At 72.4% G+C, this 17,895-nt stretch carries 14 protein-coding genes; 3 read left to right on the top strand and 11 right to left on the bottom strand.

Translation table 11 applies throughout. The features are described from left to right. Positions 1-13: 13 nt before the first annotated feature. On the bottom strand, positions 14-2,086 hold the full coding sequence (locus ACFYX0_RS22695) for a SpoIIE family protein phosphatase (protein WP_388972639.1): 2,073 nt from the start codon (positions 2,084-2,086) through the stop codon (positions 14-16). Between the two features lie 157 nt (positions 2,087-2,243). On the opposite strand from ACFYX0_RS22695, the gene ACFYX0_RS22690 reads away from it, so the two are divergent. Beyond that, entirely contained in the window at positions 2,244-3,668 is a 1,425-nt protein-coding gene (locus tag ACFYX0_RS22690; protein WP_388972637.1) for a lipase maturation factor family protein, read from the top strand. Here ACFYX0_RS22690 and ACFYX0_RS22685 read toward each other — a convergent pair. From ACFYX0_RS22685 to ACFYX0_RS22650, 8 genes are all read right to left on the bottom strand, one after another. Next, positions 3,656-4,507, bottom strand: coding sequence for an amidohydrolase family protein (locus ACFYX0_RS22685; RefSeq protein WP_388972635.1), 852 nt, complete (start codon positions 4,505-4,507; stop codon positions 3,656-3,658). The two genes, ACFYX0_RS22690 and ACFYX0_RS22685, sit on opposite strands and share 13 nt — an antisense overlap. Further along, positions 4,492-4,806: an L-rhamnose mutarotase gene (locus tag ACFYX0_RS22680; RefSeq protein ID WP_355920914.1), complete on the bottom strand. Its 315-nt coding sequence runs from the start codon at positions 4,804-4,806 to the stop codon at positions 4,492-4,494. Before ACFYX0_RS22680 ends, ACFYX0_RS22685 begins: the two co-directional genes overlap by 16 nt. Next, positions 4,803-5,873 carry an aldo/keto reductase gene (locus tag ACFYX0_RS22675; RefSeq protein ID WP_388972633.1) on the bottom strand — a complete coding sequence of 357 codons (1,071 nt, stop codon included), beginning with the start codon at positions 5,871-5,873 and terminating at the stop codon, positions 4,803-4,805. The genes ACFYX0_RS22680 and ACFYX0_RS22675 overlap by 4 nt, the downstream gene beginning before the upstream one ends. Then, entirely contained in the window at positions 5,870-6,625 is a 756-nt protein-coding gene (locus tag ACFYX0_RS22670; RefSeq protein ID WP_388972631.1) for an SDR family NAD(P)-dependent oxidoreductase, read from the bottom strand. Before ACFYX0_RS22670 ends, ACFYX0_RS22675 begins: the two co-directional genes overlap by 4 nt. Beyond that, positions 6,622-7,962 (bottom strand): L-fuconate dehydratase, encoded by a 1,341-nt coding sequence (locus tag ACFYX0_RS22665; RefSeq protein ID WP_388972629.1) that lies wholly within the window; start codon positions 7,960-7,962, stop codon positions 6,622-6,624. The genes ACFYX0_RS22670 and ACFYX0_RS22665 overlap by 4 nt, the downstream gene beginning before the upstream one ends. Positions 7,963-8,038: 76 nt before the next feature. Further along, positions 8,039-9,064 (bottom strand): ABC transporter permease, encoded by a 1,026-nt coding sequence (locus ACFYX0_RS22660; protein ID WP_388972628.1) that lies wholly within the window; start codon positions 9,062-9,064, stop codon positions 8,039-8,041. Next, positions 9,057-10,553, bottom strand: coding sequence for a sugar ABC transporter ATP-binding protein (locus ACFYX0_RS22655; RefSeq protein ID WP_388972626.1), 1,497 nt, complete (start codon positions 10,551-10,553; stop codon positions 9,057-9,059). The genes ACFYX0_RS22660 and ACFYX0_RS22655 overlap by 8 nt, the downstream gene beginning before the upstream one ends. Further along, positions 10,550-11,635 (bottom strand): sugar ABC transporter substrate-binding protein, encoded by a 1,086-nt coding sequence (locus ACFYX0_RS22650; RefSeq protein WP_388972624.1) that lies wholly within the window; start codon positions 11,633-11,635, stop codon positions 10,550-10,552. Before ACFYX0_RS22650 ends, ACFYX0_RS22655 begins: the two co-directional genes overlap by 4 nt. Positions 11,636-11,797: 162 nt before the next feature. Here ACFYX0_RS22650 and ACFYX0_RS22645 point away from each other — a divergent pair, with 162 nt between their 5' ends. Continuing rightward, positions 11,798-12,535, top strand: coding sequence for a FadR/GntR family transcriptional regulator (locus tag ACFYX0_RS22645; RefSeq protein ID WP_311700965.1), 738 nt, complete (start codon positions 11,798-11,800; stop codon positions 12,533-12,535). Positions 12,536-12,824: 289 nt separating this feature from the next. On the opposite strand, the gene ACFYX0_RS22640 is transcribed toward ACFYX0_RS22645, so the two are convergent. Next, positions 12,825-13,784, bottom strand: coding sequence for a DMT family transporter (locus ACFYX0_RS22640; protein ID WP_388972622.1), 960 nt, complete (start codon positions 13,782-13,784; stop codon positions 12,825-12,827). A 63-nt stretch (positions 13,785-13,847) separates the two neighbouring features. Between ACFYX0_RS22640 and ACFYX0_RS22635 the strand changes: the two genes are divergently transcribed. Then, the gene (locus tag ACFYX0_RS22635; protein WP_388972620.1) at positions 13,848-14,813 is read left to right on the top strand and encodes a LysR family transcriptional regulator; all 966 of its coding nucleotides are present in this window, start codon (positions 13,848-13,850) and stop codon (positions 14,811-14,813) included. 29 nt (positions 14,814-14,842) lie between these two features. Here ACFYX0_RS22635 and ACFYX0_RS22630 read toward each other — a convergent pair whose 3' ends face one another. Then, positions 14,843-17,863, bottom strand: coding sequence for an alpha-mannosidase (locus tag ACFYX0_RS22630; protein ID WP_388972619.1), 3,021 nt, complete (start codon positions 17,861-17,863; stop codon positions 14,843-14,845). Between the last annotated feature and the right edge of the window lie 32 nt (positions 17,864-17,895).

Below are 17,895 nucleotides of genomic sequence, written 5' to 3'. Positions count from 1 at the left end.
CAGCGCGCCCGGCTCAGCGGCGCGGCGCGACCTTGAACTCGGCCCAGACGGCCTTGCCGCCGCCGCGTGACTCCACGCCCCACACGTCCGCGAGCTGGTCGACGAGCAGCAGGCCCCGGCCCGAGGTGCCCCAGCAGCCCGCGTCCCGGCGGCGGGGCAGGGCGCTGGAGGAGTCCTCGACCTCCACCCGGAGCCTGCGGTCGTGGCCGGTGATGACCCGCAGGGTGACGACCGCCGAGCCGTCGGTGTGCATGAGGACGTTGGTGATCAGTTCGTCGGCGACGAGTTCGATCTCGTCGGACCGCTCACCGGCGCCCCAGGAGCGGACGGCGGTGCGGATCATTCGGCGGGCCTCGACGAGGGCCTCCGGGTCGCCGGGCGCGACATGGTGCTGCTGGCGGCCCCCGGAGCGCTGGCTCAGACTCCCGCGTCGCAGCAGCAACAGGGCCACGTCGTCGTCTCCGCTGCGTTCCGCGGCCGCCTCGATCAGCAGGTCGGCGAGGTCGTGCACATCGTCCGGGCCGCCGCAGACGAGGTCCCGCAGGGTCTGTACGCCCTCGGAGAGGTCGGTGCCCGGCTGTTCGACCAGACCGTCGGTGCACAGCAGCAGGCTCTGGCCCGGTTCCAGCTCGACGGTGGTGACCGGGTAGGCGAGCCGGCCGAACTCCGCGGACAGGCCGAGGGGCAGCCCGCCCTCGACGGGCAGCGGCCGGCAGGATCCCTGGGCCGTCCGCAGCATCGGGTCGATGTGCCCGGCCCGGACCAGCTGCACCACCCCGGTGGACAGATCGGCCTCGGCGTACAGGCAGGTCGCGAAGCGCTGGGTGTCGAGTTCCTGGAGGAAGACCGAGGCGCGCGCCATGACGGTCGCCGGGTTGTGGCCCTCGGCGGCGTACGCGCGCAGCACGATCCGCAGCTGGCCCATGAGGGCGGCCGCGTGCGCGTCATGGCCCTGGACGTCGCCGATGACCGCACCGACCCGGCCGCCCGGCAGCAGGACGACGTCGTACCAGTCGCCGCCGATGTCCCGGCCGAACGCCGCCGAGCGGTAGCGGACGGCGATGTCGGCGCCGGGCACGCTGGGGATGGAGCGCGGCAGCATCGCCTGCTGGAGGCCCTGCGCGAGGTCCTTCTCCTGCTCGTAGAACATGGCCCGCTGGAGGCTCTGCGCGATGCTGCCGGCCAGGGTGAGCAGGACGTTGCGCTCCTCCGGGGTGAAGCCGCTGCGGTCGTCGTAGAGCAGTCCCATCGCGCCGATGGGGCGTGCCTGGACGATCAGCGGCATATAGGCGGCCGAGGTGATGCGCAGGTCGGTGAGGTCCGGCCACAGGATCGGGTAGCGCTCGGCGAACTCCTGCGGGGACTCGATGAACCGGGGGCTGAGGGTGCGGATCACCTCGCCCATCGGGTAGGGCTCGTCGATGCGGGTGACCTGGGTGCCCGGTACGGAGGCGGCCGTGGGACCCTCGGCGACCAGTCGGATTCGGCCGCCCTCCACAAGGCCCACGACGAGGCTGGCGGCGCCCAGGTGGGTGAGTCCGTGGGTGTCCTTCAGGACGTCGATGACGTCCTGGACGGTGCGGGCGTGGGCGAGCGCCGCGGTGGTGACCTGGACGACATCCGTCTGCCGGCGCAGGGCCTTGTCCTGGAGGGCCTGGTCGGCGCGCGCCTGGCTGTCGCGCAGCTCCTGGGTGGCGTCGCGGACGATGCCGATGATGCGGCGCGGCCGACCCGTGTCGTCGCGCCGGATGTAGCCCTGGGTGTGGGTCCAGCGCAGGGTGCCGTCGCGGCAGCGGACGCGGAAGTAGGCGCCGTAGTTCTCGCTGCCGTCCTTGATGGCCCGGGCGATCATGGCGTCGAGGCGCTGGCTCTCGTGCCACGGGACCCGGTCCGCCAGGGTGGTGAGACGGCCATCGAACTCCTCGGGGCGCGTCTCGAAGATCTCGTGGGCCTGGGCGTCCATGTGGATGAGTCCGGTGTCGAGGTCCCAGTCGAAGCTGCCCATGCGATTGAGCGCCAGGATCGGGTCCGGGTGGACCGGCCAGTTCTCCGGGAGCGCCAGCGCGCTCGCTCCCCGCTCAGCCATGGGGCCACCATGCCAGGGATTGCGCGAATCTTCGAGTCCTGCCCACTCCTGTGCGCGGGGCCGGACGGGGGTGCGGGAGGGCAGTCCGCGCGCCGTGCGCGTCCCACCGGCCCCGGCGGGGTACCGGGGTCACACTGGAGGGAGAGGAGCCCTCGCCGTGGACTGGTTCGTCGCACCGGAGTACTGGCTGAGCCGGCTGGTCTTCCAGCGGGCCCTGGCGGCGGTGTACCTCGTCGCCTTCCTCACCGCGGCCCTGCAGTTCCGGGCGCTGATGGGAGAGCGCGGGATGCTGCCGGTCCCGCGCTTCGTCGCCCGGGTCCCCTTCCGGCAGGCACCCAGTGTCTTCCACCTCCACTACTCGGACCGCCTCTTCGCCGCCTGCTCGTGGGCGGGGTGCGCGGTGTCGGCGGCGCTGGTGGCCGGGCTCGACTCGCAGGTGCCGCTGGGGGCCGCGATGGTGCTGTGGCTGATCCCCTGGGCGCTGTATCTGTCGATCGTCAACGTGGGTCAGACCTGGTACTCGTTCGGCTGGGAGTCCTTGCTGCTGGAGGTCGGCTTCCTGGCGGTGTTCCTGGGCAACGACGAGATCGCCCCACCGGTCGTCGTGCTGTTCCTGCTGCGCTGGATCCTGTTCCGGGTGGAGTTCGGCGCCGGTCTCATCAAGATCCGCGGTGACGCCTGCTGGCGGCGGCTGACCTGTCTGGACTATCACCATGAGACCCAGCCCATGCCGGGTCCGCTGAGCTGGTTCTTCCACCATCTGCCGAAGCCGCTGCACCGGGCGGAGGTGGCGGCCAACCATGTCACCCAGCTGATCGTCCCGGTGCTGCTGTTCACCCCGCAGCCGATCGCGACGGCCGCCGCGTCCCTGATGATCGTGACCCAGCTGTGGCTGGTGCTGTCCGGCAACTTCTCCTGGCTGAACTGGATCACGATCGTGCTGGCCCTGTCGGCGGTCCGGTACTCCGCCGGCGCCCCCGCGGTGGCCGGGCCGCCGCTGTGGTACGAGGTCCTGGTGCTGGTGGTCGCCGCGGGCCTGGTCTGCCTCAGCTACCACCCCGTCCGCAACATGATCTCGCGCGGCCAGATCATGAACCGCTCCTTCGACCCCCTGCATCTCGTCAACACCTACGGAGCGTTCGGCAGCGTGAGCCGGACGCGCTACGAGGTCGTGGTCGAGGGCACGGCGGACGACGTGCCGCGTGAGGACTCCGACTGGCGGGAGTACGAGTTCAAGGGCAAACCGGGCGATCCACGGCGCTGGCCACGCCAGTTCGCCCCGTACCATCTGCGGCTCGACTGGCTGATGTGGTTCGCGGCGCTCTCCCCCGCGTACGCGGGGTCCTGGTTCGGCGGCCTGGTCGAACGCCTCCTGGAGAACGACCCGGACACGCTACGGCTGCTGCGCCGCTCCCCGTTCCCCGCGCACGCGCCACCGCGCTTCGTACGGGCCGGTCTGTACCGCTACCGGTACACCACCTGGCGCGAACTGCGGGAGACGGGGGCGTGCTGGCACCGGACGTTCGTCCGCGAGTACCTGCCGCCGACCCGGCTGGCCACCCCGATGGTTCAGAGGCGGTAGACGCGCCGGGCGGTGCCCTCGAAGACCTGTGCCCGGTCGTCGGCGCCGAGGCCCAGGGTGAGCTGCTCGGCGGTGCGGAGCACCTCCCCGTAGGAGGCGGCCAATGTGCACACCGGCCAGTCGGAGCCGAACATGATCCGCTCGGGGCCGAAGGCGTCCAGCACGATGTCGGCGTACGGGCGCACGTCCGCCGGGGTCCATGTCGCCCAGTCGGCCTCGGTGACCATCCCGGAGAGCTTGCACACCGTGTTGGGCAGGGCGGCCAGCGCCCGCACCTGCGATGCCCAGGGTTCGAGGGCCCCCGAGGCGATGGGCGGCTTGCCCAGGTGGTCGAGGACGAAGGTCAGCCCGGGATGGGCGGCGGCCGCCCGGGCGCAGGCCGGGAGTTGGCGGGGCAGGACCACCAGGTCGTAGACCAGTCCGGCGTCGGCGACCGCGGCCAGGCCCCGCCGTACGTCGGCGCGCAGCAGCCACTCGGGGTCCGGCTCGCCCTGGACCTGGTGGCGGATCCCGCGCAGATACGCACCGCCCGGCAGTGCGCGCAGCCGGGCCAGGGTCTCGGCCACGCCGGGTTCCGTCAGGTCCGTCCAGCCGACGACCCCGGCGACGAGGGGGTGCTCCTCGGCCAGGGCCAGGAACTCCGGCGTCTCCTCGGCGACGGTGACCGTCTGCACCAGCACGGTCCGGTCGACGCCCGCCGCGCGCGCCTCGGGGGCGAGGTCCGCGAGGGTGAAGTTCCGGCGCAGCGGCGCGAGGGCGCTGCCCGTGATCCAGTCATGGTCACGGACGGACAGGTCCCACACGTGGTGGTGGGCGTCGACGGTCACGGCAGCTCCCATACGACGGGCAGGGAGGCTTCGGCGCCGTCGGAGGAGTAGTCGTGCACGACATCGAGCAGCTGCGCCATCCGCGCCTGCCAGGCGATGTTGACCGGGAGTCGCTCCAACTCGGCCAGGAGCCTTCGGTAGTCCTCGCACTCCAGGACATGGAAGAGGTCCGCGCCGCTGCGCCAGATCGTCCAGGAGGAGGCTCCGGCGGCCCGGATCGCCTCCGTCAGCTCCTTCGGCACCTCGCGGTGGGCGGCCTCGTACTCCTCGACGCGGTCGGCCCGGACCTTGGTGTGCAGGGCGACTCTCATGAGCTCTCCTCGGCTCCCTGGGCGGGTCCGCTGCCCCGAGGCTCGGGCCCCGGCCTGTGCGACGGGTTCTGTGACGGACCCTGCGACGGATCCCCCGCGGGGACGGGGGCGTCGGCCGGCAGTAGGTCCGCGTCCTTGAGTTCCTGCCAGAACGCCGCCGGTACGGTGGCCGCGAACTGCTCGGCACAGTCGGTGACCTCGGCCGCCGAGCGGGTTCCCACGAGGACGCTCGCTACGGCGGGGTGGGCGGCGCAGAAGGCCAGTGCCGCGGCCCGTACCGTGGTGCCGTGCCGTGCGGCGAGGGTCTGGATCCGCAGGGCGCGGTCGAGCAACTCCTGTGGCGCCGACGTGTAGTTGTAGGTGGCGCCCGGCCGTGGGTCGGCCAGCAGGCCCGAGTTGAAGGCTCCGCCGATGACGACCGACACCCCGCGTTCGACGGCCGCGGGCAGCAGGGTGGTCAGCGCGCTCTGGTCGAGCAGGGTGTAGCGGCCCGCGCAGAGCACCACGTCCACATCCGTCTCGCGGACGAACCGGGCGAGCATCGCGGTCTGGTTCATGCCCGCGCCGATCGCGCCCACCACGCCCTCACCGCGCAGCTTCTCCAGCGCCGGATAGCCCTCGCGGAAGGCCTGTTCGGCGTGGTCGTCCGGGTCGTGGAGGTAGACGACGTCCACCCGGTCCAGGCCGAGCCGTTGCAGGCTGTCCTCCAGGCTGCGCCGTACGCCGTCCGCGCTGAAGTCCCAGACGCGCCGGTGGGTGGCGGGTACGGCGAACCCGTTGGCCAGGTCGTCGCCGCCGCCGGTCGTGGGCTCCAGTACGCGGCCCACCTTGGTGGACAGGGTGTACGCGGCGCGGGGGTATGCGCGCAGGGCCGCGCCGAGGCGCCGTTCGGACAGGCCGAGGCCGTAGTGCGGGGCGGTGTCGAAGGCGCGGATGCCTCTCTGCCAGGCAGCCTGGACCGCCTCGTAGGCCTGCTCCCCGCTCACCTCGGAGAAGAGGTTGCCGATTGCGGCGGCGCCGAAGGCCAGTGCGCTGACCTCGACCCCGCTCGTGCCGAGGCGGTTCACCGGCCGGCCGGGCGCAGCCGCAGGCCCTGCATCCCGCCGTCCACGGCGAGAGCGGTGCCGGTGGTGGCGCCGGACAGGGGGCTCGCCAGATAGGCGATGGCGCCCGCGACCTCGGCGGCGGTGACCAGGCGGCCGGCGGGCTGCCGGGCCTCGAGGGCCGCGCGTTCGGCGACCGGGTCGGGCGCCGCGTCCAGCAGCCGGCCGACCCAGGGGGTGTCGACGGTACCGGGGTTGACGCAGTTGACGCGGATCCCCTCGCGGACGTGGTCCGCGGCCATGGCGAGGGTCAGCGACAGTACGGCACCCTTGCTCGCGCTGTACAGGGCCCGCTGCGGCAGCCCGGCCGTGGCCGCGATGGAGCAGGTGTTGACGATCGCGGCGTGGGCGGAGGCGCGCAGCCGGGGCAGGGCGGCACGGGTCGTGCGGACGATGCCGAGGACATTGACGTCGAGCACCCGGTGCCAGGCGTCGTCGTCGTTGTCCTCGACGGTGCCCTGGGCTCCGATGCCCGCGTTGTTGACAAGGATGTCGAGGCCGCCGAGGTCGGCCGCGGCGGCGCTCACCGCCGTGCGCACGGAGGCGTCGTCGGTGACGTCGGCCCGGTACCCGAGCAGCGGTTTGTCGACCGAGGAGGGGTCGAGGTCCAGGACCGCCACCCGGGCGCCGCGCGCCGCCAGCAGGTCCGCGGTGGCCCGTCCGATGCCGGAGGCTCCGCCGGTCACCAGGGCCCTGAGACCCTCGAAGTCGCTCATGCCGCATGCCCCTTCTTCCGGTCGAGGTCGGCGGCCCAGAAGGCACCGCCGGGGAACGTGTACTGGGCGAGGGAGCCAGGCCGCATCGCCGCCGAGAAGCCCGGTGCGGTGGGTGCCGTGTAGTGGCCCTCGCTGATCACCGCGGGGTCGAGGAAGTGCTCGTGCAGATGGTCCACGTACTCGATGACGCGGTCGTCGGTGGTGCCCGAGAGCGCGACGAAGTCGAACATCGACAGATGCTGGACGAGTTCGCAGAGCCCGACCCCGCCCGCGTGCGGGCACACCGGCACCCCGAACTTCGCCGCCAGCAGCAGGATCGCGAGGTTCTCGTTGACGCCGCCGACGCGGGCCGCGTCGATCTGGAGGACGTCGATGGCGCCGGCCTGGAGAAGCTGTTTGAAGACGATGCGGTTCTGCACATGCTCGCCGGTGGCGACCTTCACCGGGGCCACGGCCTCGCGGATCGCTGCGTGGCCGAGCACGTCGTCGGGGCTGGTGGGCTCCTCGATCCAGTACGGCTCGAACGCGGCGAGCGCCCGGGTCCAGGTGATCGCCTCGTCGACGTTCCAGCGCTGGTTGGCGTCGACGGCGATCCGGATGTCCGGTCCGACGGCCGACCGCGCCGCCCGGCACCGCCGTACGTCGTCGGCGAGGTCCGCGCCCACCTTCAGCTTGATCTGCCGGAAGCCGTCCGCGACGGCCTGCACCGCCAGCCGGGTGAGCTTGTCGTCGCTGTAGCCCAGCCAGCCCGGGGAAGTGGTGTAGGCGGGGTAGCCCTGCGCCAGCAGCCGGCCGGTGCGTTCCGCGGCGCCCTCCTTGCCGCGCCGCAGCAATTCCAGGGCCTCCTGCGGGGTGAGCGCGTCGGTGATGTAGCGGAAGTCGATCTGGCGGACCAGCCACTCCGGTTCGGCCTCCGCGAGCAGCCGCCACAGGGGCTCGCCCGCGCGCTTGGCGGCCATGTCCCACACCGCGTTGACGACCGCCCCGATCGCCATGTGCATCACGCCCTTCTCGGGCCCCAGCCAGCGGAGCTGACTGTCGGAGATCAGAGCGTGGAAGACCGACCCCGGGTCGTCGCAGACCTCGTCCACGGCTCTGCCGACCACGTGTCCGCGCAGCGCCTCGATCGCCGCGACCTGGACGTCGTTGCCCCGCCCGATGGTGAAGGTGAACCCGTGTCCCTCCAGGCCGTCCGCGGCGTCCGTGCGCAGCACGAGGTAGGCGGCCGAGTAGTCGGGGTCGGGGTTCATCGCGTCGGAGCCGTCGAGCTCGCGCGAGGTGGGGAAACGGATGTCGAAGGTGTCGACCGCGGTGATACGGGCGGCAGTTGGGGACACTGGAGGCCTTTCGGTCCGGGACACGGGGGCGTACACGGGATCGCACGTCGTACGGCGCCTATGACGGGGAGTCGGGTCAGTCCTGGGCACGGCCCGTCGTCACCCGGGCGATCATGAGGGCGACGAGGATGATTCCGCCGTAGATGGCCTGGATCCAGAACGAGGGGACCTGGGCGAGGGTGAGCAGGTTCTGTACGACGCCCAGGAGGAGCACACCGGTCAGGGCGCCGAACATGGTGCCCTTGCCCCCGTCGAGACTGATGCCGCCGATGACCGCGGCCGCGAACACCGTGAAGATCATGTTGTTGCCCTGGTTGGCGCTGATCGCGCCGACGTACCCGGTCTGCATGATGCCGCCGACGGAGGCCAGGCAGCCGGCCACGACGAACACGCCGAGCATCACGCGCTCGACGCGGATGCCGGCCGCGCGCGCGGCGTCCGCGTTGCCGCCGATGGCGTACAGGGCGCGGCCGACGCGGTGGTAGCGCAGCACGAGGCCGGCGACGGCGAAGGCCAGGGCCGCGAGCCACACGGACAGCGGGACGCGCAGGAAGGTCGTCGTGGCCAGGGTGAAGAACGCGTCGGGCATCCCGAACAGGGTCTTGCCCTGGGTGGCGCCGACCAGCAGACCGCGCAGCACGATCAGCATCGCGAGGGTGACGATGAAGGCGTTCAGCTTGAACTTCACCACGAGGACGCCGTTGAAGGCGCCGATGACCGCGCCGACGACGAGGATCGCGACGAGAGCGAGCGCGGTGGGCAGTTCGGTGCCCCAGCCGGACTCGGCGGCGGGCAGCACGAGCAGGGCGCCCACCGCCGGCGCGATGCCGACCACGGACTCCAGGGACAGGTCGAACTTGCCGGTGATCAGCACGAGGGACTCGGCGAGCACGACCATGGCGAGAGCCGCGGAGGCGCCGAGGATCGAGATGATGTTGCGTTCGGTGAGAAACGAGCCGTTGACAAACGCGCCCAGCACCATCAGCAGCAACAGGGCGGGGACCAGGGCGAGTTCACGGGCCCGGCGGAGCAGGACGGCCTTGGCCGAACGGGGGTCGGGCACCGGGACGGGGGTGAGCGGCGGGGCCTTGGTGTCAGCCATGGTCCACTCCTTCGATGGAGGCGATCAGCTCGTGGTCGTGCCAGCCCGCCGGGTGCTCGGCGACGATCCGGCCGTGGAAGAGGACGAGGACGCGGTCGCAGCGCCGCAGGTCGTCGAGCTCGTCCGAGACGACGAGTACGGCGGTGCCGTCCTCGCGGGCGCTGTCCATCCGCGCGAGCAGCGACTCCTTGGACTTCACGTCGACGCCCGCGGTGGGGTTGATGAGGACGAGCAGCCGCGGGTCGGAGGCCAGGGCGCGGGCCATGACGACCTTCTGCGCGTTGCCTCCGGAGAGGTCGGAGACGGGCTGGTCGGGTCCCTCGGCTTGGATGTCGAGGCGTCCGATCAGCTCGGTGGCGAAGCCGCGCCTGCGCCGGGTGCCGACGAACCCGTAGCGCCCGAGGCGGCCCAGGACGCTCAGGGTCGCGTTGTCCCCGACGGTCATCGCGGACACGAGTCCCTGTTCGTGCCGGTCGCGGGGCACACAGCCGACGCCCGCCGCGAGCGCGGCCCCCACGTCGCCGAACGGGAGCGGTCCGCCGTCGAGCCGGGCCGTGCCCCCGGTGGGGGTGTGCAGCCCGGCGAGGGTCTCGGCGAGTTCGATCTTTCCGCTGCCGCTGGAGCCGGCGAGTCCGACGACCTCGCCGTGGCGGACGGTGAGGGCGATGTCCTCGTACGCCGGGCCGGTGAGCCCGTGGGTGTCCAGGGCCACCGGTGCGTCGTCGGCCACGGCGTCCCGGGCGCCCGTCACGCGTTCGGTGACGGCCTCCCCCGCCATGGCCTCGACGAGGGCCGCGCGCGGGAGATCGGCGACCGGGGCGGTGGTGATCCAGCGGGCGTCGCGCAGGACCGTGACGGTCTGGCAGACCTCGTAGACCTCCTGGAGGTGGTGCGAGATGAACAGGAAGGTGACGCCGGAGTCCTGGAGCGCCCGCATACGCGTGAACAGGCGCTCGATCTCACGGTTGTCGAGCTGTGCGGTCGGCTCGTCGAGGATGATGAAACGGGCGCCGAAGCTGAGCGCCCGGGCGATCTCCACCATCTGCCGGTCCTCGACCTTGAGGTCGGCGGTACGGGCCTCCGGGTCGACGTGCACGTCCCAGGTGCCGAGGACCTCGGCGGCCTCCTCCTTGAGCCTGCGCCAGCTGATGAGTCCGGCGCGGCCGGTGGGCTGCCGGTTGATGAACAGGTTCTCGGCGACCGTGAGTTCGGGGACGACCGTGGGTTTCTGGTAGACGCAGGCGACCTTGCGGCGCCAGGCGTCCCGGTCGGCGAGCGGGGGTGCCGGCTCGCCGTCGAAGTGGACCGTGCCCTCGTCGGGGGCCTGGAGGCCGGTGAGCACGTTCACCAGCGTGGACTTGCCGGCGCCGTTGCGGCCGACGAGGGCGTGGGACTCGCCGGGGAGCACGGTCAGCTGTCCGTCCTGAAGGGCGACCGTGGGGCCGTACTGTTTGACGATGCCCCGCGCCTGCACGAGTGGGGTGCTCATTTGACCGTGTTGCCCCAGAGCTTGGGGTCGTCGACGTTCTCCTTGGTGACCAGCGGGGCGGGCAGCTGGTCCTCCAGGATGCCGCTGGGCAGCTTGACGATCACCGAGCCGTGGTCGGTGGGGCCCGGCTTGAAGGTCTTCCCCGCCATCGCGGCCTTGATGTAGTACATGCCGTACTGGGCGTAGGCGTCGGCGGGCTGCGAGACGGTGGCGTCGATCTCGCCCTTGCGGATGGCGTCGAACTCCTGCGGGATGCCGTCGTTGGAGACGATGGCGATGTGGCCCGGCCGGCCCGCCGCCTTCAGCATGTTCTTGGACTTGAGGGTCTGCAGCGTGGGCGCGAGATAGACGCCGCCGGCCTGCAGATAGATGCCCTTGATGTCGGGGTTGGCGTTCAGCAGGGTGTCGAGCTTGGAGGCCGCGGTGTCGGACTCCCACTTGGCGGGGATCTCCAGGACCTTCAGCTTCGGGTACTTCTTCTTGGCGCAGGCGCGGAACGCCTCGGACCGGTCACGGCCGTTGACGGACGCCAGGTCGCCCATGATCTGCACGACCTTGCCGCTGGTGATGTGCTGACCGAGGTAGTCGCAGGCCTTCTCGCCGTAGGCGACGTTGTCGGCGCGCACGACCATCGCGACCTTGCCCTTGTCGGGCGCCACGTCGACGGCGACCACGGGGACGCCCTTGCGTTCGGCCTGGTCGAGCCCGGCCTGGATGGCGGCGCTGTCGAGCGGGGCGACGACCAGCCCCTTCACACCCTGGTTGAGTTCGTTGTTGATGTCGGTGATCTGCTGCGAGGGGTCGCTGTTGGAGTTGACGGTCTTCAGGGCGTCGACACCTTCGGACTTCGCCATCTTGGGCACATAGTCGTTGTAGGACTGCCAGAACGGCGAGGTCAGCAGGGGCAGGATCACTCCGACCTTGCCGCTGCCGCCGCCTGTGGCGCCGGCGGCGCCGTCGTCCTTGGTGCTGCCGCATCCCGTGAGCGCCAGAGCGCCGCAGGCGGCCGCAGCCGTCGCGCGCACCGCCCACGCGGAGATTCGCCTGCCGTGCCGTTCGTTGCGCCCTGTCCTGACAGCCATCCGTCGGCTCCTCATTGAGCGTGATCGAGCAGTTGCCCGCATACTTATCAGACCACTTGGCCCGTACAACACCCTGCGGCGCCAAATTTTCGCGGTTTCGAGCCGTAGTGGTCGGACCACCCCCATGGTTAGACTTCGTCGCACGGCGACAGGAGGACTGGCGTGGAGGAGACCCCGAGCGCGGAGGCCGAGGCGGAGAGCGCGGCGAACGCTCCGCAGAAGGGCACGGTGACCCAGCGAGCCATCGAGCGGATCAAGGCGATGATCGCCGACGGCGGGCTGGAGCCGGGCCAACGGCTGCCCACGGAACGCGATCTGGCTGCCCGGCTGGGCATCTCGCGCAGCTCGATGCGGGAGGCGATCCGCGCGCTCACGGTCCTCGGTGTGCTGGAGGCGCGGCACGGCTCGGGCATCTATGTCACCCAGCTGGAGGCCGGCGATCTGCTGGAGACGTTCGGCGTGGTCGCGGACCTCTCGCGGGGACCACGGCTGGTCGAGCTGCTGGAGGTCCGGCGCATCCTTGAGTCGACGGCGACGGCGCTCGCGGCGGCCCGGATCACCGACGACCAACTCGCCGAGGTGGAGAAGCACTTGACGGCGATGAACGCGACGGACGACCCGGAGGAGATCCTCGCCCACGACCTCGCCTTCCACCGGGAGATCGCCGCCGCCGCGGGCAACGAGACGATGGCGGCCATGCTGGAGGGCCTGTCCTCCCGCACCTTCCGCGCCCGGGTCTGGCGCGGCTACCAGGAGGAGGGGGCCTTCGCCCGCACCCGCCGCGAACACGCGGCGATCCACCGCGCCCTGGTCGCCCACGACCCGGAGGCGGCCCGGGCGGCGGCGGCCGCGCATGTGGGCGAGGTGGAGGAGTGGCTGCGGAGCCAGCTCCGCCCCTAGGCCCTGTCTTCAAACTCCCGCCTGCCCCGCGACGCCATGCACGCTCCCCCACGCTCGACTTCGCTCGCGCGGGCGGTGCCCCCACCGCCGCGCCGGACACGGCCCCGAGTACACCCGGTACGAGGGGCCGAGTCCGGCACCCCCCCAAGCTCTTCGAGCAGGGGGTACCCCCAGAGCACGCTCCCCCACTCTCGGCTTCGCTCGAGCAGGAGGGGCCCCCACGCCGCAGCAAGGCCGCCCTCCGGGCGACGACGCGAGTCTGACGACAGGACCCAGGAGGTGCCCGAGGTCAGACCCGGACCGTAGGCGTGGAGCCGTCCTGTCGGGGAGGGTCCTGCTGCGCCGGGGCCGTCCCTCCCCCGTCGGCCGCCGTGCCGCCCGCGTCACGCCGGGCCCCCGTCGGCCGGCCGACCAGGGCCACCCCCACCAGGGTGAGCAGGCCGCCGGCGAGTTCGACGGGGTGCGGACGTTCGCCGAGCCACACGAAGGCGACGCCCAGGGCGACGGCGGGCACGAGATAGAGCGCGGCGGTCGCGGCCGTGACGGTGAGGCGGGCGACCGCATAGCCCCACAGGACGAAACCGGCGGCGGAGGGCAGCGCACCCAGATAGAGTGCGGCGAGACCGGCGTCGACGGGTGCGTGGACCACGGCACGTACGGCGGCCGGGGCGAGCGGCAGCAGCAGCGCGGTACCCGCCCACATCGCGTACGCGGCGACCTCGAGCCCGGTGTAGACGCGCAGCAGCGGCTTGATGCCGAGGTGGTGAAGCGCCTGGGCACCGGCGGCGGCCAGGACGATCCAGGCCGCGGCGGTGTAGCCGGTGTCGCCACCGGCCACGGCGATCACGGCTGCCCCCGCCAGCGCGACACAGGACCCGGTGATCCTGGCCGCGGTGAGCCGCTCCCGCAGGAAGGCGGCGGCGAGCAGGGCACTGATCGCGGGGGCGACGGCCACGATCAGGCTGGCGGTGCCGGCCGGGACGCGCAGCTCGCCCCAGTTCAGCAGCAGCTGGTAGGCGCTCATGCCCGACGCGCCGACGAGGACGATGCGCGGCAGGTCCCGGCGGGCGGGGCGCCGCACCCGCATGAGGGGGGCGACCGCCAGCAGGGCGGCGGAGGCGACGGCCAGACGCAGCAACGACAGCTCGGCGGGCCCGTAGCCCCGCAGGGCCACGCGGATGGCGGGGAAGGCGGAGGCCCACAGCAGCACGGTGGCGGCCAGGGCGAGCAGGGTCTTGTCGGGCTTCACTCTCCCGACTCTGCCGCCTAGGATGGATTAGGTCTATTTACTCTTTCTTCCACTAACCAAAAGGTGAGCTTCTTGTTGGACGTGCGCAGACTGCGGGTGCTCGCCGAGTTCGCGGCGCACGGCACGGTCGCCGCGACCGCGCAGGCCCTGCACCTCACCGGCCCGGCGGTCTCCCAGCAACTGGCCGCCCTGGAGCGGGAGAGCGGGCTGCCGCTGCTGGAGAAGCAGGGCCGGACCCTGCGGCTGACCGGTGCCGGACGGCGCCTCGTCGACCATGCGCAGGTGGTGCTGGGCAATCTCGCCGCCGCCGAGTCGGACCTCGCGGCGCTGCGCCGGGGCGAGCGCGCCCGGGTGCGGGTGGCCGCCTTCCCCTCGGCTGCGCGCACCCTGCTGCCCGGGCTGTGGCCCGATCCGGGGGGTTCCGCGGACCCCGACGCCCCGCTCGTCCACCTCGTGGAGCACGAACCCGACCAGGCCGAGCGCGCGCTGGCCCGGCACGAGGTGGACATCGCGGTCACCCACTCCTACAGCCTGCTGCCCCGCCCGCTTCCCCCGGGCTGCGAGCGCCGCGAGCTATTCGACGAGCCGGTGTATCTCGTGCTCCACCCGGCCGAGGCGGGCGACCGGGGACTGGCGCCCGGGGCCGCCGCCGACCTCGCCGCCTTCGCCGGCCTCGCCTGGCTGCTGCCCGGCCCCGACACCGCCTGTCACGAGATGGCCCAACGGGCCTGTGGGGCCGCCGGGTTCGTGCCCCGGCCGGTGGCGGTCGCCAGTGACTTCGCCGTGCTGTGCGCGCTCGTGGCCCGCCGCGCCGGGGCCGCCCTGGTGCCGCGTCTGGCGCTGCCCGATCCCGGGGCGCCCGGTCTGAGCGTCCATCCGCTGCGGGTGCCGGTCCGGCGGAGCGTGCACGCCCTTCACCGGGCGGGGACGGGCGCGCACCCCGGCACCCGCCATGTCCTCGAACGCCTCGCCGCGCTCGCGCCCGGTCCCGGGTCCCAGGCGACCTCGCCCGGGGGCACCACGGGCTGAGCCCCGCCCGCGGTGCCCCCGGGCGGGGCTCAGGCCCGCTTCAGCCGCAGGGTCACCAGCTCGAACGGGCGCAGCCGCAGCGTGATCCGGTCCCCCTCGCGCTCGGGTGCGGGCTCCGCCGCGGCGAGCGGCCGCTCCAGGAGGTCCGTCGCGGTCACGGCCGCCACGTCGAAGTCCGCCGTGAGCGTGGCGTGCGTACGGCCGCCACGGGACTCGTGGAAGCGTACGACCACGTCACCGCTGCCGTCGTCGGCCAGCTTGACCGCCGTCAGCACCACCGCGTCCTGCGCCACGCTCACCAGCGGCGCCACCGCGCGCCCGCCGCGCAGCCGCCGCTCCGGCAGGTTGATCCGCCAGCCCTCGCGGACCGCGTCCCCGATCGTCGCACCCGGCACCAGGGCGTGCCGGAAGCGGTGGACGCCCTGGTCGGTCTCCGGGTCCGGGAAGCGCGGGGCGCGCAGCAGGGAGACCCGGACGGTGGTGGTCGTGCCGGAGTCCGTCTCCCGTACCGTGTGGGTGACATCGTGGCCGTAGGTCGAGTCGTTCACCACGGCCACCCCCCAGCCGGGCTCCTCCAGATGCACGAAGCGGTGGTTGCACGCCTCGAACTTCGCGGCCTCCCACGAGGTGTTGGTGTGGGTCGGGCGGAAGAAGTGCCCGAACTGGGTCTCCGACGCATACCGTTCGGCGTGCACGTCCAGCGGGAACGCCAGCTTCAGGAACTTCTCCGTCTCGTGCCAGTCCACCTCCGTGTCGATCTCCAGCCGCCGCTCCCCCGGCGCCAGCGACAGCACCTGGGTGACACGGGACGCGCCGAAGGACCGTACGATCCGGACCGACCCGCCGTCCTCGCCGGGCCCGACCTGCTCGGCGTCCACCAGGTCGGTGACCGTGTTCCGGTAGAAGGCGTCCACGTCCCAGGCGTCCCACATGTTGGGGAAGTCGGGGTGGAGCTGGAGGAGGTTCGCGGCACGTCCCGGTGCGAGGGTCTCGCGGCCGGCCTCGATGTCGTACGCGGACACCACCAGCCCCCGGCCGTCGATCTCCACCCGCAGCAGCCCGTTGTCGAGGACGAAGCCGCCGCCCGGCCGTGGTTCGCGCGCCACGTCGCCCGCGGCGGCGGGGGCGCCCGCACCGCCCGCGGGGATCCCGGAACGGGCGTGCGGCGCCGCGTTGAACGTCAGCGGCACGGTCCCCTCGCCCGCCAGCGCCCGCTGCGCCGCCTCGATGATCCCGGTCAGCTCCGCGGCGATCCGCTCGTACGTCGCCCGCGCCTCCCGGTGCACCCAGGCGATCGACGAGCCAGGCAGGATGTCGTGGAACTGGTGGAGCAGGACCGTCTTCCAGATGCGGTCCAGTTCCTCGTACGGGTAGGGGAACCCGGTGCGCACGGCGGCCGTGGCGGCCCACAGCTCGGCCTCCCGCAGCAGATGCTCGCTGCGCCGGTTGCCCTGCTTGGTCTTCGCCTGGCTGGTCAGCGTGGCACGGTGCAGCTCCAGATACAGCTCGCCCACCCAGACCGGCGGACGGGCGTACTCCGCCTCGGCCCGGGTGAAGAACTGCTCCGGCGTCTCCCACACCACCCGCGCCGAGCCCTCCAGGTCGCGCAGCCGCGCAGCCTTCGCCACCATCTCCCGTGTCGTGCCGCCGCCCCCGTCGCCCCAGCCGGTCGGCGCGAGCGAGTGCCGGGCCACGCCCTTGTCCTTGAAGTTCCGTGCCGCGTGGGCGATCTCGCTCCCCTTCATGGAGCAGTTGTAGGTGTCGACCGGCGGGAAGTGGGTGAAGATCCGGGTCCCGTCGATGCCCTCCCAGAGGAAGGTGTGGTGCGGGAACGTGTTGGTCCGGCTCCAGGAGATCTTCTGCGTCAGCAGCCACTTGGAGCCCGCCGCCTTGATGATCTGCGGCAGCCCGGCCGCGAAGCCGAAGGTGTCGGGCAGCCAGGCCTCGTCGTTCTCGATCCCGAACTCGTCGAGGAAGAACCGCTTGCCGTGCACGAACTGACGGGCCATCGCCTCCGAGCCCGGCATGTTGGTGTCGGACTCCACCCACATACCGCCCGCCGGCACGAACCGGCCCTCCGCCACGGCCCTCTTCACCCGCGCCCACACCTCGGGCCGGTGCTCCTTCACCCAGGCCCACTGCTGGGCCTGTGACATGGCGAAGACGAACTCCGGCTCGTCCTCGATGAGCGCGGTCATGTTGGACGTCGTACGGGCGACCTTGCGCACCGTCTCGCGCAGCGGCCACAGCCACGCCGAGTCGATGTGCGCGTGGCCGACGGCGCTGATGCGGTGCGCGGTGGGTGCGGCGGGCACGGCCAGCACATCGGCCAGCCGGGCCCGGGCCGCTGCGGCCGAACCGCCGACGTCCTGGAGGTCGACCGCGTCCAGCGCCCGTTCCACCGCGCGCAGGATGTCCCACCGCCGTGCCGAGTCCACCGGCAGCTCCGCCATCAGCTCGCCGAGCACCTCCAGGTCCAGGACGAGCTGCCACACGGTCTCGTCGAAGACCGCGAGGTCCATGCGCGCCAGCCGGTACTGGGGCTCGCTGCCCGCGGTCTCCTTGTCGCCGAGCTGTGTGGGCAGGAAGGGGTGGTAGTCCAGGACGACGGGGTTGGACGCCGCCTCGATCCGCAGATCCACCTCCTCGCCGCCCTCGGCCGGGGAGCCGATCCGCACCCACTGGTTGCGCGGATTGAGGCCCTTCACCGGGGTGCCGTCGGGCCGGTAGACAAGCCCCTCGCACTGGAATCCGGGCATGTTCTCGTCGAAGCCGAGGTCCAGCAGCGCCTCGACGGTCTTCCCGGCCCAGGCGTCGGGGACCGTCCCCGTCACCCGGAACCAGCTGGTGCCCCACGGGGCACCCCAGCGCGCGCCCACCGCGATCGGCTCGGCCGGGGCGGCCAGGCCCTCGGCGACCGGCACGGGTTCGCCGGGCGCGTGCCACACCGCCACCGTCAGCGGTACGGACTCGGGGTACACGGCGGGGCGGATGCGCTCGTCGAGGACGCGCCTCAGACGGCCTTCGACCAGCGTGCGGTCGTCATGCATGGGGTGCTCCGTGGGGTGAGGGTGCGGGGTGC

This window comes from Streptomyces sp. NPDC002573 (genome assembly GCF_042889625.1).
Taxonomy (GTDB): Bacteria; Actinomycetota; Actinomycetes; order Streptomycetales; family Streptomycetaceae; genus Streptomyces; species Streptomyces gibsoniae.
Note: the sequence above shows the minus strand (reverse complement) of the source record. Positions and strands in the feature narration are given on the sequence as shown.